Below are 18,809 nucleotides of genomic sequence, written 5' to 3'. Positions count from 1 at the left end.
ACCCCGTACTCATGACGGTACGAGACTGCAAGCGGATTCTGCGTAACGAGCGGTTACGTCGAATGATCCTCTGGCGAGAGTGGATCGATTCCCATCCGTACCGCGAGTTGCCGAAGCTCGTCGGAGCCACTACGGGGCGACGAGTCCCGCACGATGTGCGCGATGATCTCCCGGACGGTGGCCCGGCTGCGGGTCTCGTGCGGGGCGATCGCCTCGGCCCGCAGGAACGCCCGTACCGCCTCTTCGTTGCGCTTGGCGGCGTGGAACCCGCGCCCGGCGTCCATGTGCAACCTGGCCCGGCGCTGCGGGGTCCGCAGCGCGCTCTGGTCCACTTTGCGGGCGAGTTCCGGGGCGCGGCCCGGCTCGCCGTTCTCCAGCACCACCCCGACCCGCCACACCGCGACGTTCGCCGAGGTGAACTCCATCCGCCACGGATCACCAGCGGTACGCCGGGCGACGTCGGCGGCCTCGGCGATGTGCGTTTCGGCGACGTCGTGCTGACCTAGGCTGGCGGCGGACAGCGCGGCGTGCAGGTGCAGCATGCCGTACCACGCGCGGCCTTCGTCCGTACTTGTGTGAAGTTGGATTCGTTCGGCGGCGTCGCAGGCCAACGTCCAGGATCGCTTCCGCAGCCCGGTGGCCAGGACCGCCTGGGCCAGCGCGTAGTCGGCGGCGGCGACGCAGGCCGGGTCGTCGGCGAGCTGCGCCGCCCGGACGGCGCGCTCGGCGAGCCGCATCGCCAGGTCGACGTGGCCCTGTGGTTTGAGCGCCAGCGAACCGGTGACCAGGGCCTGCACCGCGATCCGCAGTGCGACTGGGTCTTCGTCGGCGTTGGCCGTGGAGCGGATCTCGGCGATCAACCGGGGCAGCAGGATGCCGAGGGTCGGGTTGTCGCAGGCCATCCGGGCCCGCATCGCCCGGTCGGCCTCGGCGGCGAGCAGCGCCGCCGGGCGGGCCGCAGCCGGCTCGTCGTCGTCCATCGCCTTGCGGATCGCCGGTACGGCGGCGTAGAGCGCCAGGTCGTTGCGGGACCGGGGCAGGTACGGCTGCGCGGTGAGGTCCATCGTAGAGACCCCGAGCGCGGTGGCGAGCGCGATGAGCATGGACCTCTTGGTCACCGCGCGCTTGCCGTTCTCGATCATGGAAACGTACTCGCGGCTTACCCCGATCTCGGCGGCGAGCTGTTGCTGCGTCATGCCGGCGATGTCACGCCACCGCGCGACCCGCAGGCCGATGTAATCCTCCGGCATGGGGGACCTCCCATGCTGACGGTACGGTCGAAACGGCGTGACGTCGACCAATGTAACTGGTTGTTACGCCTGTCCCGCCTGTTGGTGACCCAGGTGGTCGGCCGACCTCACTCTTCGTGGCCCGGTCAGCTGTTCGCCAACACCGCATTGGCCTGTGCGACGAACTCCTCGGCCGCCTGCCGAGGGGTCGCCGCGCCGATCTGTACGCTCTCCGCCGCCGTGACCAGTAGTGTCCGGACCGTGGTGTGGCCGGGCGGCGGGGGCACCGGTGCCGGACCGAACAGATCGGACATCTGCTGCTCGAACGCGACCGACGCCTGCATCTTCTCGTCGGCGAGCGTCGCCTGCACCGTCTCGCGGACTTTCAGGTTGGAGCTGAGGCCGCGCTCGGTGCCGAGGATGCGGCCAGCCTGCGGGTCGTTGACCAGGAAGTCGATCAGGTCCACCACTTCCTGCTGGTGCCGGGTGCCCCGGAATCCCGCCCAGTACATCGACGCCCGCGCCCACTGGCCCTCCGGGTCGCCTGGATAGGCGACCACGCCGAGGTCGGCGGTGGTGTGCTTTTGCAGCTCAGCCAGCTGATTGGACCACATGAACGACGTCGCCGCGTCACCGGTGACGACGAGTTGCTGGGTGGCGTTGCCGTTGTTCGCCGCCCTGATCAGCTCGACGCTCGGGGTGGCGTCCGCGTCGCGGGCCTGTTGCCACAGGTCGAACCAGGCTTTGAGGTCGTCGACCTCGAAGCCCAGTTGCCGTCCCCGGTACAGCTCGAGTTCGTTGCTACGTAGCCAGAGCCAGAGCGCCTTGTAGTCGGCCGACGGGTCCATCGTGCCGGCCACCTCGCCGTCGGTGAGCGCGGTGATCTGGCTGGCCCAGTCGATCAGCACCGGGTAGGTCATTCCGATCGTCGGTTCGTCGACACCGAGCTCGGCCAGCAGCGTCTTGTTGTACACCATCGCCGGGGTGTTCGCGGCGGCGGCGACCGCCACCGTCCGTCCGCCGATCTGTCCGTACTGGACCAGGCTGTTAGGGAAGCCGGAGAGGTCGAGCTCGCCGCTGTCGACGTAGGGGGTGAGGTCGAGTACGACGTCACGTTCGGCGTACTCGGTCAGGTAGTTGTCGTCGATCTGGAACAGGTCCGGCGTGTTGCCGGCGGCGGCCTGGGTGGCCAGCTTGTCGTAGTAGCCGGTGTAGCCCTGCCAGGTCACTCTGAAGGTGATCCCCGGATTGCGGGCGGCGTAGACGTCGAGCGCCTGCTGGGTCAGCTCGGCCCGGCGCTCCGCGCCCCACCAGAAGACGGAGAGTTCGATCGGCCCGTCCTCGGTCGGCTCGCCGGTGTCGTCGGTGGCGCAGGCGCCGAGTCCGATGGCGACCGCCATCAGGACAGTGAGTGTTCGGGCAACGGCTCCGCGTGTCGATACGGCGGATGATGACACGGGTTTCTCCTGATCAGGGCTGGGCTGGCCGGTCTACGGCCCGATCATTTACACAAGCGACCAGGTCGGGTGTCAACGGGCCGTCCGGCTGTTCGTGCCGCCTCCTCAGTCGATGCATTGACGGTGTGTGGGCTGATCGCGTAGCGTTCGTCCCACTGGAAAGCGTTTTCCTGAGGAATTTCAGGGCCAGTACGCGTCGCTTCGTCGGCCCGGGTAACGCCGACGAACCGGCGGCCGGCCAGGATCGAGCCCCCAACCTGGCCAGCCCGTCCGCCCGCCAGCCCGGGGCGGACGGGCACCCGTCTTCGCCGGCCGCCGTCGTGATGTACTTGCCGACGTGGAGCTGCTGCACTCGGGCAAGGTCAGGGACGTGTACGCCGACGGCAACGACCTGATCCTGGTCGCCTCCGACCGGATCAGCGTCTACGACGTGGTGCTGCCCACCCCGATCCCGGACAAGGGCAAGCTGCTCACCGCGCTGTCGCTGTGGTGGTTCGAGCAGCTCGCCGATCTTGTGCCGCACCATGTCGTCTCCGCCACCGACGTACCGGCCGAGTTCGCCGGCCGGGCCATCCGCTGCCGCCGCCTCGACATGGTGCCCGTCGAGTGCATCGCTCGTGGTTACCTCACCGGACTCGGGTTGAAGGAGTACGAGAAGTCGGGCTCGGTCTCCGGCATCGCGCTGCCCGCCGGCCTGGTCGAGGCGTCCCGGCTGCCCGAGCCGATCTTCACCCCGACCACCAAGGCCCCCGTCGGCGAGCACGACGAGTTCATCACGTACGCCGACGTCGTCACCCAGGTCGGCGCGGAGACCGCCGAGCGGCTGCGGCAGATCACCCTGGACGTCTACCGGCGCGGCGCGGCGCTCGCCGCCGAACGCGGCCTGATCGTCGCCGACACCAAGATCGAGCTTGGTTGGGCCCCCGATGGCACCCTGGTTCTCGCCGACGAGGTGCTGACCAGCGACTCCTCCCGCTTCTGGCCGGCCGACGCGTACCTGCCGGGCCGCCCCCAGTTCTCCTTCGACAAGCAGTACGTGCGGGACTGGGCCGCCGGCACCGGCTGGGACAAGCGCCCGCCCGCCCCGCAGGTGCCGGCCGACATCGTCGAGATGACCCGGGCCCGCTACGTCGAGGTCTACGAACGAATCACCGGCCACACCTGGTGATCCGGGCGCCTCGCCGCTACCGCCGAGCGCGCAGTTCGGCGACGCTGACCCCGAGTCCGGATCTCTCGAGGCGGTCAAGTACGTCGTCGAAGCTCCCAGGCGGGTTGCGCCACGAGTCGGCGATCTGCTGCGCCGCGGCGTGTACCGTGCTGCGGTCTAGACTGATCTGGTCGCGAACGAACTCGTCAGGTGACTTCGGGCCGATGTCCCAGCCGGTCAGCTCATCGGCGGGGAAATGTCGGAGGTTGCCGGTGACAGTGAGTTGAGCCCGCGCCCGGATCGCGGCGGCAAGCACGTGACGGTCGTCAGGGTCGGGCAGTTTGAGCGAGTCGACGAGCGGCTCGTAGCCGGTGATCTTCCAGTCCCGGACCGCAGTGCCCATCAACCTTCGTGTCCGTGCGAGTCTGGCCTCGTCGAGGTCTGGTCGCTGCCGGCGTAGGGCGGCGAAACCTCATTGAAGAATCTGCTCGGTCCATTTGGCGTCGACCAGACCTGACTGGGCGATTCGCAGCAGTAGATCCCGTAGCGTGCTCGGGTACGACACGCTCGCGTCGAAGATGACAACGAAGGTCATGACTCAGGTGAGGTCCATCTCCTGGGCGAGCCGGGTCAGCTCATCGGCTGCGGCACGACGGCGGGCGTCGTCCCGGTGTTTGTACGCCAGCAGTGATCCGGCGAGTACCCGCCGGTGGGTGCCCACCCTGCGGAACTGGATCTCACCCGCCTCCAGTAGGCCGATCAGATGCGGGCGGGAAACGTTGAGCAGCTCGGCTGCCTGCTGAGTTGTCAGCTCCGCGTGAGCCGGAACGACCGAGACGCTGTGGCCGTTAGCCATGTGGGCCAGAACGCGCGCCAACAACTCGATGGCTCCACGGGGCACCACGAGTGTGTCGCCAGCGCCGTCCTCCACGAGTCGAACGGCTGCCGCAGCCTCCTCGTGGGTGCGCAGGTAGGCCTGCACCCGCGTCAGCGCCTCAGCTGCCACCTCGACCGACTGCGGATCAGGCGTGACCGGACTGACCGCGAGAGTCATGATCACCTCCGGGAGGGCAGTCGAAACATGTGCAGCAAGTGTGGCAACCGAAACGACTGAGTTCGAGCGTTCGGTGAATCTGGTGGTTGGCGCCCAGACGAACCATGGGCACCAACCACCAGCACGACGACCTGACGCAAAGCGCGTTCAGCCGGCGACCGCGTCCTTCGTGGGATCCCCTGGCGACGGTTCCGGCTGCTCGGCTCGTGGCCGACGCTGCGGACCCCGGGCGAGCACGTAGCCGAACAGGAGCACCATCACCCCGACGCCCACCCACATCGCCTGCTGCCAGCCGTCGACGAACGACTGCTGTGCGGCCCGGACCAGCTCGTCGGCGTACGGGCCGGCGTCGTCGGCGGCGGCGAGAGCGGTGGCGATGCCCTCCCGGGCGGCGTCGGGCGCGTCGACGGCCAGCTCGTCGAGCCGGGTGCCGACGGCGTTGCGGTAGCCGGCGGACACGATCGCCCCGAGCAGCGCGACGCCGAGCGCGGCACCGAACTCCCTGGTGACGTCGTTGAGCGCGGACGCGGTGCCCTGCCGGGCGCGGGGCAGGGCGCTGGTGATCGCCTCGGTGGAGGGGGTCATCGACAGGCCCATGCCGAGCCCCATGGCGAGCATGCCGGGCAGCACCGACAGGTAGCCGCCGTCGACGGAGACGAAGCCGGCCATCAGGGCCAGGCCCGCGCCGCCGAGGAAGATCCCGGTCGCCATGGTGGCGCGGGCACCGACCAGCGCGGCCAGCCGTGGGGCGAGGCCGGAGGCGACCATCATCAGCAGGGCCATCGGCATCATCGCCAGCGTGGAACGCAGCCCGGACCAGCCGAGGACCGCCTGGAAGTACGGGAAGAGCACCACGAAGATGCCGGCCTGCACGCCGAACACCGCGAGCAGCGCCACCGAGCCGCTGGACAGCCCCCGGTGGCGGAACAGTCGGACGTCGAGCAGTGGCGCGCGCCGACGCAGCTCCCAGGCGACGAAGACGACGGCACCGAGGACACCGACGAGCAGACCCGCCAGCGTGGCGGGCGCGGTCCAGCCGTGTTCCGGACCCTCGTGCAGGACGAAGATCAGCCCGACGGCGGCCAGCACCGACGACAGCGAACCGACGGTATCGAACGGGTGGTCCGACTCCTCGCGGGAGTTCGGGACGTACCGGATCGTCAGGCCGGCGGCCACGACGACCAGCGCGACCGGGAGGGCGAACAGCCAGCGCCAGTCCGCCACGTCGACCAGGAAGGCCGACAGGTACATCCCGAGCAGGCCGCCGCCACCGGCGACGGCGGTCCAGACACCGATCGCCCGGGACCGTTCCTTCTCCGGGAAGGTCGAGGTGATCACGGCCAGGGTGATCGGCATGATCATCGCCGCGCCGATGCCGCTGAGCAGTCGTGCGGTGATCATGATCTCGGTCGAGGTGGCGAGGCCGGCGGCGGCGCTGGCGGCCCCGAAGACGACCAGCCCGGCGAGCAGTACGGGTTTGCGGCCCCACCGGTCGCCGACCGCGCCGAGCGGCAACAGCAGTGCGGCCAAGGTGATCGTGTAGATGTTGATGATCCACAGGACGGTGCTCTGCGAAGCGCCGAACGCGACGGCGAACTCCTGCTGGGCGACGTTCAGCCCGGATACGGAGGCGATCACCGCCATCAGCGCGATGCAGACCGCGATGAGGACGGCGCGGCGTCGACGCGGATCGTGGATCGTCGGGTCGGAATCGGCCGCAGCGGCTTCCGTCCCGGCGGACACCTGCGGAGACAGGCTTGGAGAGGTCATGCGGGAAAGCTAACGCCGGCTTGCTCAATCGGCACCAAGGCTTGCAGTAATGGCAAGACTAACTGGTTGGGGCGTCTCCCGACGACTGCGCGTGTGCCCGCTCGCCGTCCTGGTCGAAGATGGTGAGGATCTCCACCGGCCCGTTCACCGCGCCGATGGAGTGCGGGATCATCGTGGAGAACTCTGCCGCGTTCCCTTGGCCGACCGGGATCTGCCGCTCACCCAGGTGCAGCAGTGCGGTGCCGCTGAGCACGAAGAACCACTCCCGCCCTGGGTGCACGCTCAGATGCCCCGGACCGGTACGGCGCTCCGGAGTGATCCGCATCTTCGCCACCATGCTGCCGCCGGGCTGGCTTGAGCCGCGCGACAACACCCAGGTGGCCAGACCCGGCTCCTGGTGCTTCATCGGCCGGATGATCACGTCGGCATCGTCGACCGGCTCGACGAGCTGGTCGACCGTGGTGTCCAGGGCCCGGGCCAGGGCGACGAGCTGGTCGAGGCCGATCCGCCGGTGGCCGGTCTCGATGCGGCTCAGCGTGGACGGGCTCAGGTGGCAGCGGGCGGCGAGGGAGTCGAGACTCCAGCCGCGCGCCTGCCGCAGGCCACGGATGCGCTGCCGGACCACGTCGGAAAGCTCGACCCCTGACACGCCCACCATGCTAGGTGCCCCCGCTGCCGGGCCTCGCTGTTGTACGGCACCTTCTTGCGGAAACCGCATGAACTCTTCCGATTACCGAAAGGCTCACTACCGTCGAAGCATGACCAACGAGACCCACGCGGGCCATCCCGCGTTCAGTGCCGACTGGTGGGAGCAGCACTATCAGGCGCACCCGGCGGGACACGTCTCGCCAGGACCACAGCTGGTCGCCGAGGTTGCGGACCTGCCCCCCGGTACGGCGCTCGACGCGGGCTGCGGCACCGGCGCCGACGCGATCTGGCTCGCCGGCCGGGGCTGGCAGGTGACCGCCGTCGACGCCTCGTCGACAGCGGTCGGCCGCGCCCAGAAGCTTGCCGCGCAGCAGGAACCGGGCGTCGCGCAGCGGATCACCTGGCTCACCACCGACCTGACCAGCTGGGAGCCGTCGCAACGCTACGACCTGGTGACCAGCCAGTACGTCCACCCCGACCTGCCGTTCGACCAGTTCGTGGCACGGCTGGCCGCCGCCGTCGCCCCCGGCGGGACGCTGCTGGTCGTCGGCCACGACCACGCCGACACCCACTCGGCTGCCCACGCCCCACAGGCCGCGTCGATCGGTCTGGACGCCGTCGTCGGCTCTCTACCCGAAGCGCAGTGGAAGGTGGTTGTGGCGGAGTCCCGTACCCGCGAGGTGCACCACGACTCGCGCCAGCTGACCATCCACGACTTCGTCGTTCGGGCCCACCGCACGCCGTTGCCCTGAAGAACCAAGCTATACGTTGCCGGGCTGGCCGATCACGGCCAGCCCGGCAGCCGTTCGTCAGTACGCAGTTAGCCTGCCGGGCGGCGCGTCAGTTCCCGCCGTCGGCGTAGGGCAGCTCCACGTACGCCGTCCAGTAGCAGAGGTCGGCCCGGTGCTCGACCAGCGTGACCGGCTTGCCGCAGTGCTCGGAGATCAGCGTCGCCGCCTCGTCGAGGTCGGATACGTCCGCCTCCCAGTGGTGGTCCAGGTAGAGCTTGAGTCCCGGGTTCTCCCGGCCGAGGTCGAGGATCTCCGCTGCCTCCGGCGGCACCAGGATGACCGTGTAGCGGGCTGCGGTGTGCTCCGCCTCGCTGAGCTGTTCGGGCAGCTCCGGGCCGGGCCGGAAGCGGTCGATCACCGACGGGATCGGTCCCGGGCTGTCCGCCGGGTCGTACGCCCGCACCTTCACCAACATCACTGGCTCACCTCATTCATGCTGTGGCTTGCTGAGGAGCAACGTTGCGTACAACATGGCTACAGGGTTAGGCTCGTGTCAAGAGGTTGGGACAGGAGGATTTCGATGACCAAGCCGACGCCGCCCACAATTGCCATCCGCGGCCTCGCTGGCGAACTACGCGCGCTGCGGCAAGGTAGGAAGCTGAGTGTCCGTGGGGTGGCGGCGAGACTTGGCTGGCCGGCGTCGAAGTTGTCCAGGATGGAGACCGGCCGGCAGGGCAGCAAGCTGGAGGACGTCGCGTCCCTACTGGTCATCTACGGTGTCACCGGTGAGGAACGGCAGCGGCTGCTCGCCATGTCGGAGCGTTCCGAGCCCGGCTGGTGGGAGGTGCTGGGTGGTCTCCCGGTCGAGTCCCGGACGTTGATCCAGTTGGAGGCCGAGGCGTCGGCGATCGTCGACTTCGAGCCACTGCTTGTGCCGGGGCTGCTCCAGACCCCGGACTACACCAGGGCAGTCTTGCAAGGCTGCGGCGTTCCGGAGGCCGACGCGCAGACCAGAGTTACCGCTCGGCTTGGGCGCCAAGCCATTCTGGCGAGGTCCGAACCCCCGGCGCTGCATGCCATCCTGGACGAGTCGGCGCTGCGTCGGCCGCTCGGCGGTCCATGGCTGATGGGCCGGCAACTACGGCACCTTGTCGACGCCGCCGACCGCCCGAACGTCACCCTGCAGGTCGTGCCGTGGTCGGTTGGTGGCTACACGGGTCTGGACGGAGCATTCGCCATCTTGGACTTCCCCCGTAATCGGACGGTTGTGCACCTTGAGCACAAGATCTCCGGATTGTTCCTGGAGGAGCCCGAGCAGGTGAGCTTCTTTCGCGAGGAACTGGATAGGCTGCTCACGGTGGCGCTGAGCCCTGCCGAGTCGATCGACCTGGTGGCCCGGCTCGCGGGAGAACACGAGCGTGAGCGAGGCGAGGATGGACGCAGCCGAACTGCCTGACGGGACGTGGCGCAAGTCGAGTCGGAGCGGTTCAAACTCCAACTGCGTCGAGGTGGCTGGGCTTCCCGGGGTGGTTGGGTTCACTGACCAGGGTGTCTCTGGTGCGCTTGGCGTCGCGGTGCGGGACTCGAAGGATCCGTACGGCCCGGTGTTGTCCTTCTCCGGCGACTCCTGGACCGGCTTCGTGACCGCCCTTCGGCACGGCGGCCCCGCCTCAGCTTGACGTGCTCGTGTCGAGGTGAGGCTGACGCACGTCAAAACGCGAAATGAGGTGCGTCAGCCTCACCTCGACGGGCGCGATGTGGTCAGGTGGCGCGGTCGGCGATCGCGCGCCGTACCTTTTGGGTGACTTGTTCTTTCCGCCGGAGTACGTCGTCGGCTGTGAAGCGGAGCGCGATCCAGCCAGCTTCCCGCAGCGCGTTGAAGCGGTACACGTCCTTGCGGAACGCGGCCCGCTCCCGGTGATGGTCACCTTCGTACTCGATGGCGATCCGCCATTGCGGGTACGCCAGGTCGACCCGGGCGACGAACCGCCCCTTGCCCGCAGAAGGAGCCTTCACCCTGTACTGCGGAGTGGGTTTTGGCAGGCCGGCGTCGTGCAGCAGCAGGCGGAGCCGGCTCTCCATCGGTGATTCACTCAACGGTTCCGCGAGAGCAAGAAGATCCCTGACCTGTAGCAGGCCGCGCAGCCCGGAGCGGGTGTCGATGTATGCGGCAAGGCTGTTGCGTGTGACAAGGCGGCGGTGGAGGAACGCGTCGAGGGCACCGAGCGCAGCGGCACGCGGCAATGATCGGCCCAGATCGAACGCGGTACGGACTTCAGTGGTCAAGGGAAGCCCACTCAAGGAGGTGATGTCGTCCGGGGTGAGCGTCCGGGATGCGTACCTGATCCTGGGGTGCGGATCAGGCCGGGCGGTCTTCGGCAGCGCGACGTGCACCGGTACCACCGTCTGTCTCGGGCCGCGTAGCGGCAGAAGATCAATCCCCCAGAGAAAAGCCGCGCTGAGCTCGTGGATCGCCGCGCCGGGCGGCAGTCGTGCGGCGGCGGCTACACACCACATCCGGTGGTCCTCGGGTCGGTACGAACCTTCGTGCACGTAGACGTCGGGCAGGATGCGGCGCCAGTGCGGGCCGTTGAGCATCCGTCGGGTGATCAGGCCGGCGGCGATGGCGCGGCTGCCGGAGAACGGCTCGAAGCTCAACTCGCGGGGCACCGTGGCGGGGCGGGACATCGGACGAGCTTGCCGGGTCGTCGCCGTCGTTTTCTGCCCGGTACGCCGGTCCAGTCGCGCATCCGACGCAAGAAAACCACCGCAATAGAAACCATCGCCGGCTCCAGACGCACCCGCCGGGTACAGGAGCACTGCCGGCAGCGTGGCCTTCGTAGTTCAGCCGCGTGGGGCGTACATGATGACGGCGACGCCGATCAGGCAGATCGCCGCGCCGGTGATGTCCCAGCGGTCCGGCCGGAACCTGTCCACGACGACGCCCCAGACGAGTGAACCGGCGACGAAGACCCCACCGTAGGCGGCGAGGATCCGGCCGAAGTGCGGGTCCGGCTGCAAGGACGCCGCGAACCCGTACAGCCCGAGCGCCATCACCCCGGCGGCGATCCACAGCAGGCCGCGGTGCTCCCGCCAGCCCTGCCAGATCAGCCACGCCCCACCGATCTCGGCCAGCGCGGCGAGGACGAACAGGACCAGGGATCGCGTGACGGTCACGGCGCTGACCCTACCCAGACCTTCGCCGGCACCTGGGGGCGCCGCACCGCCGTCGTCCGCCGCATCGAGGTGAGGCTGACACACCTCAAATCGCGAAATGACGTGCGTCAGCCTCACCTCGACGGTGTGACCACTCCGCACTTTAAAGACTTGCGTGTGTACGGGAACGCTTTGAGTATCGTGTCCATGACGAGCAGTGACCTATGGGGCGAGCAGGCAGCGCAGGCGTACGACAAGGGCTCGGCCGAGATGTTCGCCCCACACGTACTTGCGCCGACGGTGAAGTTTCTGGCTCAACTGGCCGGCGCCGGTCCTGCGCTGGAGTTCGCGATCGGCACCGGTCGGGTGGCGATCCCGCTTTCCGCGAAGGGCATTCCGGTGAGCGGGATCGAGCTGTCGCAGCCGATGGTCGATCAGCTCCGCCGCAAGGTCCCACTGGCAGACGACCTGCCGGTCGTCGTCGGCGACATGGCGACGGCGACGGCTCCGGGGCGGTTCTCCCTGGTATACGTCGTGTACAACAGCATCGGCAACCTGCGTACGCAGGATGAGCAGGTGGAGTGCTTCCGCAACGCCGCCCGGCACCTCTCGCCGGGTGGGCGGTTCGTCGTCGAGCTGTGGGTGCCGGGTATCCGGCGGTTCCCACCGGGGCAGTCGGCGGTGCCGTTCGAGGTGACGGATCGGCATGTCGGCTTCGACACCTACGACATGGTTACCCAGCAGGGCACCTCGCACCACTACCGCCGGCGCGACGACGGCAGCGCCAGCTACGGTGCCAGCAACTTCCGCTACATCTGGCCGGCCGAGTGCGACCTGATGGCCCGGCTCGCCGGCCTGACGCTGGAGCAGCGGGTAGCGGACTGGGACGGCTCGCCGTTCACCTCCGACAGCGAGAAACACGTCTCCGTCTGGCGCATGCCATCGACTGGCCCGGGGAGCGAGACCGATGAAAGATAGTGGGAACATCGTCGGTGAGGTGGCCGCTGACGCCGATTCCGATCGGCGTGCCGAGCTGCTGGAATCCCTTCGTGATCTACTCGACCGGCTCGACGTCGACCTCATCGAGCAAGACGAAGCCGACGACCACCAGACTCTCGCCGATGGCGGTCGGAATCCGGATGCGGACGGCGACGGTGAGCGGTTAGCGTCTGCAGACAACAGCGACGACGGAGCCGAGTAGCGGTTGCGCCCACCGGAGTGACAGAGAGCCGCCCACAGCTGAGAGGGCGGACTCCGGCCCAGCCGTGAAGACCCTCCTGAGCTGCGGGAAAGAACGGCCCGTCCGGGCTCAGTAGACTCCCGCCGACTCGCCCACGTCACGGGTAAGCGAAGGCCGCGCCACGCGTACACGACGCGGTGGCGCGGTGAAGGTGTGGTGGCACCGCGAGGATCCCGCTCGCCCACACCTCTCTGGGGACGCGTTGCGCACACCGGAGGAGGTCACCACATGCAACGCATCCTTTCCGCTCGTCTACCGGACTTCATTGGCCAGCCCGTACGGCTGGCTGGCTGGATTCACCGGCGGCGGCTGCTGAAATCCGTCGCGTTCCTGATCCTGCGCGACGCCGCCGGGCTCGCCCAGGTCGTCGTCACCGACCCGGCGGTACGGGCACAACTCGAGCACCTGCCGGAGGAAACCGTCGTCGCTGTCGTTGGGACCGCGACCGCCCAGCCGACCGCCCCCGGTGGCGTCGAGGTCACCGGGCCGACGATCACCCCGCTCAGCGACCCGGCGGCGCCCGTACCGTTTGATCTGTATCGGCCGGACCTGCGGGCGAACCTGCCGACGATCCTGGACCACGCGCCGGTCGCACTGCGGCACCCGAAGCTGGCCGCGACGCACCGGATCGCGGCCGCCGCCGTCGCCGGCTTCCGAAAAACACTCACGACGATGGGGTTCGTCGAGATCCACACCCCGAAGATCGTCGGTACGGCGACCGAGAGCGGCGCGAACGTCTTCGCCCTGGACTACTTCGGCCGCCGGGCCTATCTTGCCCAGTCACCGCAGCTCTACAAGCAGATCATGGTGGGCGTCTTCGAGCGGGTTTTCGAGGTGGGGCCGGTGTTCCGGGCCGAGCCGAGCGACACCGCCCGGCACCTGGCCGCGTACACGTCGCTCGACGCCGAACTCGGCTTCGTCGACGACCACCGGGACGTGATCGCTGTCTGCCACGCCACGGTGGCCGGCATGCTGGCGGCGGTCACCGAGCGCGCCGGGCCGGCGCTGGAGCTGCTCGACGTACGGCTGCCGGCGTTGCCGGCCGAGCCGGTGATCGTGCACTTCGCCGACGCCCTCGACATGGTCAGCGCGGCGACCGGCCGGGACGTCACCGGCGAGCCGGACCTGGCCCCGGAGCACGAACGCTGGCTGGGGGAGTGGGCGCTGCGCGAGCACGGTAGCGACTTCGTCTTCGTCGAGGGCTACCCGACCCGGCACCGGGCGTTCTACACCCACCCGGACCCGGCCCGGCCCGGCCACTCCCGGGCCATCGACCTGATCTTCCGGGGCGTGGAGCTGGTCAGCGGCGGGCAGCGGCTGCACCGGTACGGCGACTACGTCGACGCGCTCGCCGGGCGGGGCGAGACCGACCTCACCCCGTACGCCGGTTACCTGGACGCGATGCGGTACGGCATGCCGCCGCACGGCGGCTTCGCGTTCGGGTTGGAGCGGTTCGTGGCCCGGCTGCTCGGCGTACCGAACATCCGCCAGGTCACGCTCTTCCCGCGCGACCTGCACCGCCTCGCCCCCTGACCCTCGACGGTGTCGTCCGGTGTCCCGCGACCAGCAGGGCACCGGACCACCGCCGGTCGTCAGGGTCGCCGGAGCCGGACGGCGACGAAGGACGGCGACTGGCACAGCTTGTGGTAGGCCGCCTCGTCGACATCACGGAGACTGGGCACCGGGCGCGGTTCGACGAGCCGCTCCAGGCGCAAGCCGGCGTCCAGCAGCTCGCCCAGGAACGTCTCCAGCGTCATCCGTTGATAGTGGATCGACATCTGCCCGCCGGCCAGCGAAAGGTCCACCCAGTCGTCGGCGAAGTACGAGCCGCCGAAGTGTCGCCAGTCGGCGGTCGGGTGGGTCGTGGAGACCAGCAGCCACCCGCCCGGCCGGAGCACCCGTCGTAGCTCGCCGAGTAGCTGTCGCGTAGTGCCCGGCCCCGCAGCCGACGTCGAGGATTCGCTGCCCGGCGACGTCCCCGGCGAGGGCGAGCATCGCCGGCCGGTCGGTGTAGGCGTTGTACGGACTGGTGTCGGCGTGTCGGGCGAAGTGGTCGCCGAGCTCGTCGTGGTAGGCGGTGCGGGCGGGCATTCCGACAGCATCCCGCCAGTCGCCATCCATCGCGAACGGTTTGTGCGGAGCCGGCGCGAACGGTTCGGGTGGCGGTGTGCGGCTCAGCCTGATCGTCGGGTGCTGGCGAAATCGGTAGGCGGCGGGGCGGGGCAGGCGTACGATCGCGGCATGGATCTGAGGTTGGCCACGACGACGCCGGGACGTCCCGGCGTACGTTCGCGCTGACCTGATCCTCAGCTGACGAAACGGCCCCGGGCGAGACGCCCGGGGCCGTTTCCGGCTCTCCGTGCGTGTCTCGGCCATGGCCATGACCCAGGAGAAACCGTGAGACACGTCGATCACCGCAAGCTCGGCCGGGAACTCGACCTGTTCGACTCTGATCCGCTGATCGGTGCCGGTCTGCCGTTCTGGCTGCCGGCCGGCGCGGCGGCCCGCTACGAAGTCGAGTCGTACCTACGAGAGCTGGAGCGCCGCGCCGGATACCAGCATGTCTACTCACCGGTGCTGGGTAAACGGCAGATGTACGAGCTGTCCGGCCACTGGATGAATTTCGCCGACGAGATGTTTCCGCCGATGGCGGTGAGCAGGACCGACGTCGACGTCGACGTCGACGTCGACGTCGACGTCGACGTCGACGTCGAGGACGGGGACGGGCTGGTGTTACGGCCCAGCCTCTGTCCGCACCACGCGTTGATGTTCAAGTCGCGGCAGCGCTCCTACCGGGACCTGCCGCTGCGGATCGCTGAACTCGGCGCCATGTACCGGGCGGAACGCTCCGGCGTGGTCGGTGGGCTGACCAGGGTACGGTCGATCTGGCTGAACGACTCGCACATCTTCTGCGCGGTGCCGCAGGTCGTTGTCGAGATCGCCGACGTGCTGCGGCTGATGCGGCAGGCGCACGACGCACTCGGCGTACGCGTGTCGTCGTACCGGCTGTCGCGTCGCGGTGCCGGCGGCAAGTACGCCGGCGACGACGAGGCGTGGGAGATGGCCGAGCGGCTGCTGCGCCAGGCGTTGGACGCGGCAGACGTCCGGTACGGCGTCGTCGCCGGTGAGGCAGCCTTCTACGGACCGAAGATTGACGTGCAGATCGTCGACCCGGCCGGACGCGAGTCGACCCTGTCCACCATTCAGGTCGACTTCCTTCAGCCGGCCCGCTTCGACCTGTCCTACATCGATGAACGTGGTGTACGGGTCCGGCCGGTGATGGTGCACCGCAGCCTGGTCGGCTCGATGGAGCGGCTGTTCGCGCACCTGATCGAGGTGCACGCCGGTGCCTTCCCGGCCTGGTACGCCCCGGTGCAGCTGTGTGTCCTGCCGGTGGCGACCGATCAGCGGCCGGCCGCTGACGCGCTGGCCAGCGAGGCGAGCGCCGCCGGTCTGCGGGTCGAGGTGGACGTCGACGGCACCATCGGGGCTCGGATCCGGGCCGCGGCCCGGCGCAAGATCCCGTACGTGGCGGTGATCGGCGCGCGGGAGGCGCCGTACGGCCGGGTCGCGCTGCGGTTGCGGGACGGCCGTCAACTGCCGGCGATGCCGGTGGGCGAGGCGATCGCGCTGATCGAATCGGCGGTCGCCCGCCGCTCGGCAGATCTGCTGCCATCGGGCGACCTGCTGCCCGGCGGGGAGGCAGGACAACCGAGCCGATGAGGGGACAGGCCGTCAGTCGTCGACCCAGTCGAGGGTGCGGCTGACGGCCTTGCGCCACTGGGCGTACTCCCGGTCCCGGTGCGCCGACGACATCGCCGGCCGCCAGTGCGCGTCGGCCCGCCACTGGGCGCGCAGCGTGTCCAGGTCCGGCCAGAAGCCGACCGCCAGCCCGGCCGCGTACGCCGCCCCCAGGCAGGTGGTCTCGCTGACCGCCGGGCGGACCACCGGCACGTCGAGGACGTCGGCGAGGAACTGCATCAGCAGCCCGTTGGCGGTCATCCCGCCGTCGACCCGCAGCCGGCGCAGCGCCACGTCGGAGTCGGCGTTCATCGCGTCGACCACCTCACGGGTCTGCCAAGCCGACGCTTCCAGCACCGCGCGGGCCAGGTGTCCCTTGGTGATGTAGCCGGTCAGCCCGGTGACCACGCCCCGGGCGTCGGCCCGCCAGTGCGGGGCGAACAGTCCGGAGAACGCCGGCACGATGTAGCAGCCGCCGTTGTCGTCGACGCTGCGGGCCAGCTGCTCGATCTGCGCCGCGCTGGAGATCAGCCCCAGATTGTCGCGGAGCCACTGCACCAGCGAGCCGGTCACCGCGATCGCACCTTCGAGCGCGTAGTGCGCCGGGGCGTCACCGATCTGGTAGGCCACCGTGGTCAGCAGCCCGTGTTGCGAGGTGACCGCACTCGTACCGGTGTTGAGCAGTAGGAAGCTGCCGGTGCCGTAGGTGCATTTCGCCTCGCCGGGCTGGAAGCAGGTCTGCCCGAACAGCGCCGCCTGCTGGTCACCGAGCGCACTGGCGACCGGCACGCCGGCCAGCGCACCGCCAGCCACTGAGCTGTCCGCCGTACCGTAGATCGAGGCCGACGGGACGATCTGCGGCAGCATCGCGGCCGGAATGCCCGCCGCGGACCGGATCTCCTCGTCCCAGCGCAGCGTGCGCACGTCCATCAGCAGGGTACGGCTGGCGTTGGTGACGTCGGTGACGTGCCGGCCGGTGAGCTTCCAGATCAGCCAGGACTCCATCGTGCCGAACAGCACCTCGCCGCGTTCGGCCCGCTCACGCAGCCCGTCGACGTGTTCCAGCAGCCACATCGCCTTCGGCCCGGCGAAGTACGTGGCCAGTGGCAGCCCGGTGCGTTCCCGCAGCCGCTGCTCGCCGACGGCCGCGCCGAGCCGCTGCAGCTGCGGCCCGGTGCGGGTGTCCTGCCAGACGATCGCGTGGTGCACCGGGCGGCCGGTGGCCCGGTCCCACACCACGGTGGTCTCCCGCTGGTTGGTGATGCCGATCGCGGCGAGCTGGCCGGCACCAGCGCCGGCACCAACGCCGGCATCGGCCAGTGCCTGCCGGACCACCTGCTCGACGTTGGCCCAGATTTCCTCGGCGTCGTGCTCGACCCAGCCTGGCCGGGGGAAGATCTGCCGGTGCTCCCGCTGCGCCATGGCGACGATCGCGCCGTCCGCATCGAAGACGATGCACCGCGACGAGGTGGTGCCCTGGTCGATGGCGGCGACGTACCGTCCGGCGGTGGCCACGCTGGTCTGCTCCGTCATCGGGCCAGTATGGCCGTAGCCAGGGCCGGCATGGCCGCAGACATCGGTCCCCGTCGGGTCGGCCGGCGCTGGTAGCGTGCCGCCATGGCCTGGTTCGATCTTCCCCTCGATCAGCTGCGGCGCTACCAGCCTGAGCTGTCACCCCCGGCGGATCTGCGCGAGTTCTGGGACGAGACGCTGTCCGATGCCCGGTCGATGGCGGTGCCGCCGGTGGCGACCCCGGTGGAAACCGCGCTGCGCATGATCAACACGTACGACGTCAGCTTCACCGGCTTCGCCGGCCAGGAGATCAAAGGCTGGCTCAACGTGCCGTCGGGCGCCGCCGGGCCGCTGCCGGTCGTCGTCGAGTTCATCGGGTACGGCGGCGGCCGCGGCCGCCCACACGAGTGGCTGCTGTGGGCCTCGGCCGGCTTCGCCCACCTGGTCATGGACACCCGGGGCCAGGGCGGGTCGTGGCGCGGCGGGGACACCCCGGACGCCGGGCCGGACGGGTCCGGGCCGACCACGCCGGGCTACCTGACCCGGGGTGTGCTGGACCCGGCCGGCTACTACTACCGCCGGCTGATCACCGACGCGGCCCGAGCGGTGGAGATCGCCCCTGACCTGCCCGATGTCGACCGGTCCCGGATCGCCGTGGTCGGGACCAGCCAGGGCGGCGGGTTGGCGCTGGCCGCCGCCGCGCTCGCCGGGGACCGGGTCGGCGCGGTGGTGTCCCGGGTGCCGTTCCTGTGCCAGATCCGCCGCGCCGTCACGATCACCGACGCCGACCCGTACAACGAGCTGGTCCGGTTCTGCCGGATCCAACCGGAGCGGGCCGCGGCGGCGTTCACCACGGTCGACTACGTCGACGCCGCGCACCTGGTGCCGTGGGCCACCGCCCCGGCGCTGTTCAGCGCGGCGCTGATGGATCAGACCTGCCCGCCGTCGACAGTCTTCGCCGCCCACCACGCGTACGCCGGCCCGAAGGAGATCGAGGTGTACGAGTGGGACGGGCACGAGGGTGGCCGGGCGCACTTCGACCAGCTGTCGATCGAGTTCGTGCGCAAGCAGCTCGGCTGAGCCCGGCCGAGGGTCTCGCCGACTGCGCCCGTCCGGGGCTGACC

21 protein-coding genes are annotated in these 18,809 nt (G+C 69.6%); 9 read left to right on the top strand and 12 right to left on the bottom strand.

Annotated features, from left to right (window positions below):
• Positions 1 to 53: 53 nt before the first annotated feature.
• Positions 54 to 1,250, bottom strand: a complete 1,197-nt coding sequence (locus O7543_RS13760) for a helix-turn-helix transcriptional regulator (protein WP_281553460.1) — start codon at positions 1,248 to 1,250, stop codon at positions 54 to 56.
• 125 nt (positions 1,251 to 1,375) lie between these two features.
• Entirely contained in the window at positions 1,376 to 2,629 is a 1,254-nt protein-coding gene (locus O7543_RS13755) for an ABC transporter substrate-binding protein (protein WP_281553461.1), read from the bottom strand.
• Between the two features lie 394 nt (positions 2,630 to 3,023).
• On the opposite strand from O7543_RS13755, the gene O7543_RS13750 reads away from it, so the two are divergent.
• Entirely contained in the window at positions 3,024 to 3,854 is an 831-nt protein-coding gene (locus O7543_RS13750; RefSeq protein WP_281553462.1) for a phosphoribosylaminoimidazolesuccinocarboxamide synthase, read from the top strand.
• Between the two features lie 16 nt (positions 3,855 to 3,870).
• Here the strand turns inward: O7543_RS13750 and O7543_RS13745 are convergent, their stop codons facing one another.
• The 5 genes from O7543_RS13745 to O7543_RS13725 form a co-directional block, all read right to left on the bottom strand.
• On the bottom strand, positions 3,871 to 4,236 hold the full coding sequence (locus O7543_RS13745) for a hypothetical protein (protein ID WP_281567428.1): 366 nt from the start codon (positions 4,234 to 4,236) through the stop codon (positions 3,871 to 3,873).
• A 69-nt stretch (positions 4,237 to 4,305) separates the two neighbouring features.
• Positions 4,306 to 4,428, bottom strand: a complete 123-nt coding sequence (locus O7543_RS13740; RefSeq protein WP_281553464.1) for a hypothetical protein — start codon at positions 4,426 to 4,428, stop codon at positions 4,306 to 4,308.
• 3 nt (positions 4,429 to 4,431) lie between these two features.
• A complete protein-coding gene (locus O7543_RS13735) occupies positions 4,432 to 4,887 on the bottom strand; it encodes a helix-turn-helix domain-containing protein (RefSeq protein ID WP_281553465.1) in 456 nt (151 codons plus the stop codon).
• A gap of 147 nt (positions 4,888 to 5,034) precedes the next feature.
• Positions 5,035 to 6,657, bottom strand: a complete 1,623-nt coding sequence (locus O7543_RS13730; RefSeq protein WP_281553466.1) for an MFS transporter — start codon at positions 6,655 to 6,657, stop codon at positions 5,035 to 5,037.
• Positions 6,658 to 6,715: 58 nt separating this feature from the next.
• Positions 6,716 to 7,315, bottom strand: coding sequence for an XRE family transcriptional regulator (locus O7543_RS13725; RefSeq protein WP_281553467.1), 600 nt, complete (start codon positions 7,313 to 7,315; stop codon positions 6,716 to 6,718).
• Positions 7,316 to 7,415: 100 nt separating this feature from the next.
• On the opposite strand from O7543_RS13725, the gene O7543_RS13720 reads away from it, so the two are divergent.
• A complete protein-coding gene (locus tag O7543_RS13720; RefSeq protein WP_281553468.1) occupies positions 7,416 to 8,057 on the top strand; it encodes a class I SAM-dependent methyltransferase in 642 nt (213 codons plus the stop codon).
• An 88-nt stretch (positions 8,058 to 8,145) separates the two neighbouring features.
• Here O7543_RS13720 and O7543_RS13715 read toward each other — a convergent pair whose 3' ends face one another.
• Positions 8,146 to 8,511 (bottom strand): hypothetical protein, encoded by a 366-nt coding sequence (locus O7543_RS13715; RefSeq protein ID WP_281553469.1) that lies wholly within the window; start codon positions 8,509 to 8,511, stop codon positions 8,146 to 8,148.
• Positions 8,512 to 8,616: 105 nt separating this feature from the next.
• Here O7543_RS13715 and O7543_RS13710 point away from each other — a divergent pair, with 105 nt between their 5' ends.
• Together O7543_RS13710 and O7543_RS13705 are read left to right on the top strand one after the other, a co-directional pair.
• Positions 8,617 to 9,492, top strand: coding sequence for a helix-turn-helix transcriptional regulator (locus O7543_RS13710; protein WP_281553470.1), 876 nt, complete (start codon positions 8,617 to 8,619; stop codon positions 9,490 to 9,492).
• Positions 9,470 to 9,715: a DUF397 domain-containing protein gene (locus O7543_RS13705; RefSeq protein ID WP_281555451.1), complete on the top strand. Its 246-nt coding sequence runs from the start codon at positions 9,470 to 9,472 to the stop codon at positions 9,713 to 9,715. The genes O7543_RS13710 and O7543_RS13705 overlap by 23 nt, the downstream gene beginning before the upstream one ends.
• Positions 9,716 to 9,797: 82 nt before the next feature.
• Here O7543_RS13705 and O7543_RS13700 read toward each other — a convergent pair whose 3' ends face one another.
• Positions 9,798 to 10,724 carry a DUF559 domain-containing protein gene (locus tag O7543_RS13700; protein WP_281553471.1) on the bottom strand — a complete coding sequence of 309 codons (927 nt, stop codon included), beginning with the start codon at positions 10,722 to 10,724 and terminating at the stop codon, positions 9,798 to 9,800.
• A gap of 156 nt (positions 10,725 to 10,880) precedes the next feature.
• The gene (locus O7543_RS13695) at positions 10,881 to 11,213 is read right to left on the bottom strand and encodes a YnfA family protein (protein ID WP_281553472.1); all 333 of its coding nucleotides are present in this window, start codon (positions 11,211 to 11,213) and stop codon (positions 10,881 to 10,883) included.
• 126 nt (positions 11,214 to 11,339) lie between these two features.
• Here O7543_RS13695 and O7543_RS13690 point away from each other — a divergent pair, with 126 nt between their 5' ends.
• From O7543_RS13690 to aspS, 3 genes are all read left to right on the top strand, one after another.
• Positions 11,340 to 12,170, top strand: coding sequence for a class I SAM-dependent methyltransferase (locus O7543_RS13690; protein WP_281553473.1), 831 nt, complete (start codon positions 11,340 to 11,342; stop codon positions 12,168 to 12,170).
• A 19-nt stretch (positions 12,171 to 12,189) separates the two neighbouring features.
• Positions 12,190 to 12,393, top strand: coding sequence for a hypothetical protein (locus O7543_RS13685; RefSeq protein ID WP_281553474.1), 204 nt, complete (start codon positions 12,190 to 12,192; stop codon positions 12,391 to 12,393).
• A 267-nt stretch (positions 12,394 to 12,660) separates the two neighbouring features.
• Positions 12,661 to 13,965, top strand: a complete 1,305-nt coding sequence (gene aspS / locus O7543_RS13680) for an aspartate--tRNA(Asn) ligase (RefSeq protein WP_281553475.1) — start codon at positions 12,661 to 12,663, stop codon at positions 13,963 to 13,965.
• 59 nt (positions 13,966 to 14,024) lie between these two features.
• Here the strand turns inward: aspS and O7543_RS13675 are convergent, their stop codons facing one another.
• Complete coding sequence (locus O7543_RS13675; RefSeq protein WP_281553476.1) at positions 14,025 to 14,330, bottom strand: hypothetical protein; 306 nt, start codon at positions 14,328 to 14,330, stop codon at positions 14,025 to 14,027.
• A gap of 499 nt (positions 14,331 to 14,829) precedes the next feature.
• Here O7543_RS13675 and thrS point away from each other — a divergent pair, with 499 nt between their 5' ends.
• Entirely contained in the window at positions 14,830 to 16,155 is a 1,326-nt protein-coding gene (thrS, locus tag O7543_RS13670) for a threonine--tRNA ligase (protein ID WP_281567427.1), read from the top strand.
• 12 nt (positions 16,156 to 16,167) lie between these two features.
• On the opposite strand, the gene glpK is transcribed toward thrS, so the two are convergent.
• Positions 16,168 to 17,706: a glycerol kinase GlpK gene (glpK, locus tag O7543_RS13665; RefSeq protein ID WP_281553478.1), complete on the bottom strand. Its 1,539-nt coding sequence runs from the start codon at positions 17,704 to 17,706 to the stop codon at positions 16,168 to 16,170.
• Between the two features lie 84 nt (positions 17,707 to 17,790).
• Here glpK and O7543_RS13660 point away from each other — a divergent pair, with 84 nt between their 5' ends.
• On the top strand, positions 17,791 to 18,765 hold the full coding sequence (locus O7543_RS13660; RefSeq protein WP_281553479.1) for an alpha/beta fold hydrolase: 975 nt from the start codon (positions 17,791 to 17,793) through the stop codon (positions 18,763 to 18,765).
• Positions 18,766 to 18,809: the final 44 nt, after the last annotated feature.

The organism is Solwaraspora sp. WMMA2080 (assembly GCF_027497395.1).
In the GTDB taxonomy this organism is placed as follows: Bacteria; Actinomycetota; Actinomycetes; order Mycobacteriales; family Micromonosporaceae; genus Micromonospora_E.
Note: the sequence above shows the minus strand (reverse complement) of the source record. Positions and strands in the feature narration are given on the sequence as shown.

Bases quoted from the DNA above. Each gene is read 5' to 3' on its own strand.
- O7543_RS13760 (WP_281553460.1), bottom strand. From the start codon at position 1,250: ATGCCGGAGGATTACATCGGCCTGCGGGTCGCGCGGTGGCGTGACATC.
- O7543_RS13755 (WP_281553461.1), bottom strand. From the start codon at position 2,629: ATGGCGGTCGCCATCGGACTCGGCGCCTGCGCCACCGACGACACCGGC.
- O7543_RS13745 (WP_281567428.1), bottom strand. From the start codon at position 4,236: ATGGGCACTGCGGTCCGGGACTGGAAGATCACCGGCTACGAGCCGCTC.
- O7543_RS13740 (WP_281553464.1), bottom strand. From the start codon at position 4,428: ATGACCTTCGTTGTCATCTTCGACGCGAGCGTGTCGTACCCGAGCACG.
- O7543_RS13735 (WP_281553465.1), bottom strand. From the start codon at position 4,887: ATGACTCTCGCGGTCAGTCCGGTCACGCCTGATCCGCAGTCGGTCGAG.
- O7543_RS13730 (WP_281553466.1), bottom strand. From the start codon at position 6,657: ATGACCTCTCCAAGCCTGTCTCCGCAGGTGTCCGCCGGGACGGAAGCC.
- O7543_RS13725 (WP_281553467.1), bottom strand. From the start codon at position 7,315: ATGGTGGGCGTGTCAGGGGTCGAGCTTTCCGACGTGGTCCGGCAGCGC.
- O7543_RS13720 (WP_281553468.1), top strand. From the start codon at position 7,416: ATGACCAACGAGACCCACGCGGGCCATCCCGCGTTCAGTGCCGACTGG.
- O7543_RS13715 (WP_281553469.1), bottom strand. From the start codon at position 8,511: ATGTTGGTGAAGGTGCGGGCGTACGACCCGGCGGACAGCCCGGGACCG.
- O7543_RS13710 (WP_281553470.1), top strand. From the start codon at position 8,617: ATGACCAAGCCGACGCCGCCCACAATTGCCATCCGCGGCCTCGCTGGC.
- O7543_RS13705 (WP_281555451.1), top strand. From the start codon at position 9,470: ATGGACGCAGCCGAACTGCCTGACGGGACGTGGCGCAAGTCGAGTCGG.
- O7543_RS13700 (WP_281553471.1), bottom strand. From the start codon at position 10,724: ATGTCCCGCCCCGCCACGGTGCCCCGCGAGTTGAGCTTCGAGCCGTTC.
- aspS (WP_281553475.1), top strand. From the start codon at position 12,661: ATGCAACGCATCCTTTCCGCTCGTCTACCGGACTTCATTGGCCAGCCC.
- glpK (WP_281553478.1), bottom strand. From the start codon at position 17,706: ATGACGGAGCAGACCAGCGTGGCCACCGCCGGACGGTACGTCGCCGCC.
- O7543_RS13660 (WP_281553479.1), top strand. From the start codon at position 17,791: ATGGCCTGGTTCGATCTTCCCCTCGATCAGCTGCGGCGCTACCAGCCT.